The following is a 4,873-nucleotide window of genomic DNA, read 5'->3' as shown; positions in this document are numbered from 1 at the left end:
CGCTCGTTGCCGCCCCAATCGTCGATTCACGCCACCACGGATGACGGCGCTGCGGGGGTCGAGCTCACCGCCGCCCACGGCGCGACAGCGCCCCCGGAACGCTACCCGGGCCCGAGGTGCCGTCGACGATGATGGTTCGCCGACATGACGGACGGACGGCATGAGGTTGCCGATCAGCGGAATGCTCTTCGCCTTGCTGCCGCATCGAGCGGGAGCGCGGACGGAGCGAGCTCTCGCGCGCACTCGCTTCTGTCAGGGACTGCACGTCGGCATGCTGCGCATGGGGAGTGGCGGACCAGACCCGAGTTGTTCGGTCGTCACTGGGCGGCTCCGGGCGCGCAGGCTGATCCGCTTCTCGCAGACAATTCCACGTCGTCGTAGACTCCGGCCACCACATCCGAGAACTGCACGGGTCGCTGAAGTGTGGACGCGACGTAGATCGAACGGATCAGGGCCATTGCGTCATAGGCGTGCTGGATCGTGACTCGGGGCTGCGTGCGTGAGGTGATGGCTTTGACGACATCCATGTACTGCAGATGATGGCTTGCAGGGTCGAGGCTGTATTGGCCCGCGGGGGCAGGCGGAAGGGCGAAGCCAAGACGGTAGCCCCGCTCCGCGTCCGCGAGCATCCTCGCCGCGGTGTTGCCCTCAGCGGAGGTGAGCCCCATCGGGCCGATATCGATTGCAGGCGAGTCAGCTGTGTGGAAGTACGTGAGGAGATCGTCTTCGATGATGGCTGAGCCCAAAGACCCCATCAGGTGTAGCCGTGTTGCGAGGCCTGGATACGCGGCTGTCGTCGCGTGCACCGCCGCGAGTGCACCTGATTCGAATCGGACCGCGGCGACTACGGAGTCCTCGACCTCGATTCTGGTGTGAGCCAGGAGGGCCATGTGCCCCGATATCTCGACCGGACGTCCGAGGAATGACAGCAGGAGGTCGACGTTGTGCACGCCCTGGTTCATGAGAGCGCCGCCGCCGTCGAGCGCCCACGTTCCGCGCCAGTCGGCTGAGTCGTAGTAGTTCTGTGGTCGCCACCATGCTGTCGACGCGATGGCCGTCGTCACGCGCCCGAATGCGTTGGTCTTCAAGGCATCTGCAACGATCACCGTTGCCGTGTCGAACCGGTGCTGGCTGATGACGGTAGTGACGAGGCCCTCACGCGCTGCGTGGGCGGCGCGGTCGGCCATCACGCGCGCTCGGCTCAGATCCACATCGAGCGGTTTCTCAAGGATGACGTGTCGGCCGCCTTGGAGGGCTTCAGTCGCCTGTGAAACATGCATTCCGCTGGGCGTTGTGATCACGACGAGGTCGACCTCAGGCGAGGTGAGAGCTTCGTCCAGCCTCGCGTACTCGTCTGGACGGCGGAACCCGGCCGTCTCGAGCCGAGCGGCGAGACGCGCAGCGGAGTCAGCAATAGGATCTACGACGGCGACGACCTGTATCGCCTCTATACCTGAGGCAATCGCTGCGTGGACGGTCCCCATCGCACCGGCCCCCACGAGCGCTACACCTATTTTTCCGTCGTTCACTATCATCTCCTCGCTCGATCATCGGTTGTAGACGGTGAATGGTGACTCAGCTCCACCGGCAAGGGCGCGGTATCGCGAAGTCACTGAAGCGGGAAGCTCGCCGCGTGGACCGCATGTGCCGCCCGAATCGCAGCGAGCGTTTCCTCGCGGATAGTCACGTGGTCGAGCATGTTGTTCGCACCCGCGACCATGAGTCTGGCGATGGTTGATCTGCCGACGCCGGTGATGCGTGCGATGGCGCGTCCGGTCAAGGAAAGTTGAGCGAGCTCGGTCACGAGTCGAGCTGCTTCGTCAGCGGTAACAGTCGCCGGGGGCGGGTTGATGCCTTGCCCGCGTGCGCGCTGACGTCGATACTCGGCTCGTGCTTGGTGACAAGATTGTCCCTGCTGGTCTCGAGGGCACATCTCGATTGAGCGGCAGCCGCTGAGGTATCCGGCGGAGGTCCCGTGCCGGATCGGGGTGCCGCTGCCGGTAAGTCTCCGCGCGTGATAGTCGGCGAAGTAGCGTCGACGAGCCTCGGGGCATGTCACACGACCGAGCCGCCAGTGCGGGCACCGGTGTGCGTCTGTGCATCCCTGGCGATATCGCCAGACCGTGCCGTGTGATTCGGCGATGTCGGGTGCAGCATCGACGGGGCGGTTTGCTTCTTTTGCATAGGTCCTGCGCGGGACAGGCTGGTCGGCCGGCAGGCTCGCGGGCCCGCGATCGCCGCGGGCGGCGATGGCGGCCTCGACGCATGTGAGAGTGTCTGTGTCCCGGTGGTATGGGCATCCGCCTTTCGAGCGGCACCCGAGTTCATAACCGCGCCGACTTCCGTGCGGAACGGCATTCGTGTGCATCGGAGGGTGCATCGCGGGTCAGAAGGACTCCAGGCACGCACCCCGCATGCCAGTCCTCTCCTTCTTGGGTCGAGAGCAATTCAAGTCGAAAGGCTGACGTCGGCGCGGGGAGTCGAGGATGCCGACACCCCGCGCGACGCCGTGCTTCAATGCCGGCATCACCCCTTGACGCCTCCGGATGTCAGGCCCGCGATGAACCAGCGTTGAAATGCCGCGAAGATGATGAGGACCGGAACGAACGCGACGATCACGAACGCGGAGAACAAGCCCCAGAAGTTGCCGAATCCAGTCGTGATGTAGCGGACGATGCCGTTCTGGACGGTCTTCATGTCCTCGGTCGTGGCCAGGACGGTTCCTACGAGGAAGTCGTTCCAGACGAAGATGAAGATGAAGATGGCTATGGCGGCGATTCCGGGACGGATCAGCGGGATCACGACGCGCCAGAGGATCTGCATGCGGGAGCAACCGTCAATTGCGGCGGCTTCCTCGATCTCGACGGGGATGTTCTCGATGAAGTTGCGCAAGAACAAGATCGTCTGCCCACAGATGATCGCGGTGTAGACGACGATCAGCATCGGATAGGTGTTGATCAGCGCGGTCTTGACGAACATCGAGTAGAGCGCGACGAAGACGACGATGGCAGGGACCATGGAGAAAACCAGGATGCCTGTCATCAGGGCTTCCATACGCCGACTCTGATACCTGGTCGCCACATACGCGGCAGGTATGCAGATCGCCAGCGCGAGAAGAATCGATCCCCCGGCGTAGATGAGCGAGTTGACGAAGAACCGCACGTTGGTCGTTGTGTAGATCCCGGCGAACGATTCGAATGTGATCGGGCTGGGGATCCATTCCGGCGGGTACGCGATCGTGTCGGCGGCGGGCTTGAGCGCTGTCGAGACGATCCATGCCACAGGGGGCAGGACGATCGCGGCGGACAGGACGATGTAGATCCATTTCGGTACAACGCGCAGCCAGTCGACGGGCCGACGACGGCGTTTGGGCGTGCCGGTCGTCACGATTCGTTCTGTTGCGGTAGTCACAATGCTTCCTTTCGACGGAAACGGATGGCGGCGAGGGTGAGCACGGTATTGATCGCGAACAGCAGGATCGCGGTGGCTGATGCCCCCGACAGGTCGAACTCGACGAACGTCTGGTTGAAGACGCGCATGGACAACGTTTCGGTGGCCCCCAGAGGCCCTCCCCGCGTGGTGACGAGGATGATGGTGACCATCTGCACGTACAGCATCAAGAGGACGACGACAACGGAGACGATCGTGTTCCGCAGGTACGGCAGCGTAATGCTGATGAATCCGCGCCAGATGCCCCCGCCATCCATACGCAGGCTTTCGCGGAGCTCCTCCGGAATCGTCTGCAGCGCACCCAGGAACAGGAGCATGGCTTGCGGGTAGGACCACCAGGCGGTGATCAACGTCACGGCGATCAGGGCTGAAGTGGGTGACGAGAACGCGTCGGTCGGCCCCCATCCCAGCGATGTGGTGATGTAGGAGGCGGGACCGTAGTTGGGGTTCAGGAACCACAGCCAGATGGTGCCCGCGATCGCCTGCGACATGAGCCATGGCAGCAGGAACAGGCTTCGCACCGTCCGCTTGAAGCGGTGCAGGTCGTTGAGCACGATCGCTGAAATCAGACCTGCCGGCAGCGCGACGACGAGAGCGCCCAGCGAGAACACCAGAGTCGTGCCGATCTGCGCGGGCAGCGATGGATCTGAGAAGAGGGCGACGAAGGAGTTCAGGCCCGAGAATTCGCCGATCTCGTAGTAGGTGGTTTCGTGCAGCGCCGTCCACACCGTGTATACGAGGGGTCCGATGAACACGAACAGGAACACCAGTACCACGGGGATCGTGTACAGCCAGACCCGAGGATCACCGGCGATGGTCCGGCGTTTGCGATCGGGCCGCCCGGGACCTCGATCGTTCTTGCGGACGCGAGGGAGCGTCGCAACTTCACCAGCAGAAAGAGTCATGATGTTCCGATCCCCGGGGGAGCCTTCTCAGGCTCCCCCGGATTTCTGTCGGTCCTACTTGTTTGCGGCGTCCTGCGCTGCCGTGATGAATTCGCTGCCCGACAGGCCGTTCAGGTAGAGCGCCTGGCCGGCTTGTGACAGTCCCGTAGCGACCGCGATCCAGTTGTCTTCGTACGCGTGCGGTTCACTGTTGCTCTCCACGTACTCCGCGATGGAGTTGACGGCGTCGGCGTCAGGGGTGGAGAAGAACGGCAGTTCGTAGCTCGATGCGCGGGTCGGAACCTCGCCACCGCTGGCCAGGCCTTCGGCGGCGTCGGGGCCGGTCATGTACTCGATGAACTTCCACGCGGCGTCCACCTTCTCGCTTCCCGCACCGATGCCCATCGTCCAGCCGAAGGTCGCGCCGTTCTGGTCTCCCGTCGAGGCCGCGGGGAGGTCGGTCCATTTGAGGTCTGGATTGGTCGTCCCGAATGTCACGATGCGCTCGGTGCCGAGGACGGCCATCGCGACAGTGCCGT

Annotated in this window: 4 protein-coding genes and 1 pseudogene; all 5 read right to left on the bottom strand. The window is 63.6% G+C overall.

The window, feature by feature from the left end; all coding sequences use genetic code 11:
* Positions 1–317: 317 nt before the first annotated feature.
* Positions 318–1,529, bottom strand: a complete 1,212-nt coding sequence (locus VFX99_RS13675; protein ID WP_329666845.1) for a Gfo/Idh/MocA family oxidoreductase — start codon at positions 1,527–1,529, stop codon at positions 318–320.
* An 80-nt stretch (positions 1,530–1,609) separates the two neighbouring features.
* Entirely contained in the window at positions 1,610–1,804 is a 195-nt protein-coding gene (locus tag VFX99_RS13670) for a hypothetical protein (protein WP_329666844.1), read from the bottom strand.
* An 812-nt stretch (positions 1,805–2,616) separates the two neighbouring features.
* Positions 2,617–3,042: pseudogene (locus VFX99_RS17320) on the bottom strand (ABC transporter permease subunit); the annotation flags it as partial.
* Positions 3,043–3,407: 365 nt separating this feature from the next.
* Complete coding sequence (locus VFX99_RS13660) at positions 3,408–4,178, bottom strand: sugar ABC transporter permease (RefSeq protein WP_329666842.1); 771 nt, start codon at positions 4,176–4,178, stop codon at positions 3,408–3,410.
* Between the two features lie 231 nt (positions 4,179–4,409).
* Positions 4,410–4,873 (bottom strand): extracellular solute-binding protein (locus VFX99_RS13655; protein WP_329666841.1); only part of this gene is annotated, 464 nt, incomplete at its 5' end.

Source organism: Microbacterium sp., assembly GCF_036277215.1.
In the GTDB taxonomy this organism is placed as follows: domain Bacteria; phylum Actinomycetota; class Actinomycetes; order Actinomycetales; family Microbacteriaceae; genus Microbacterium.
The sequence above is the reverse complement of the archived record's forward strand: the minus strand, read 5'-3'. Positions and strand labels throughout refer to the sequence as shown.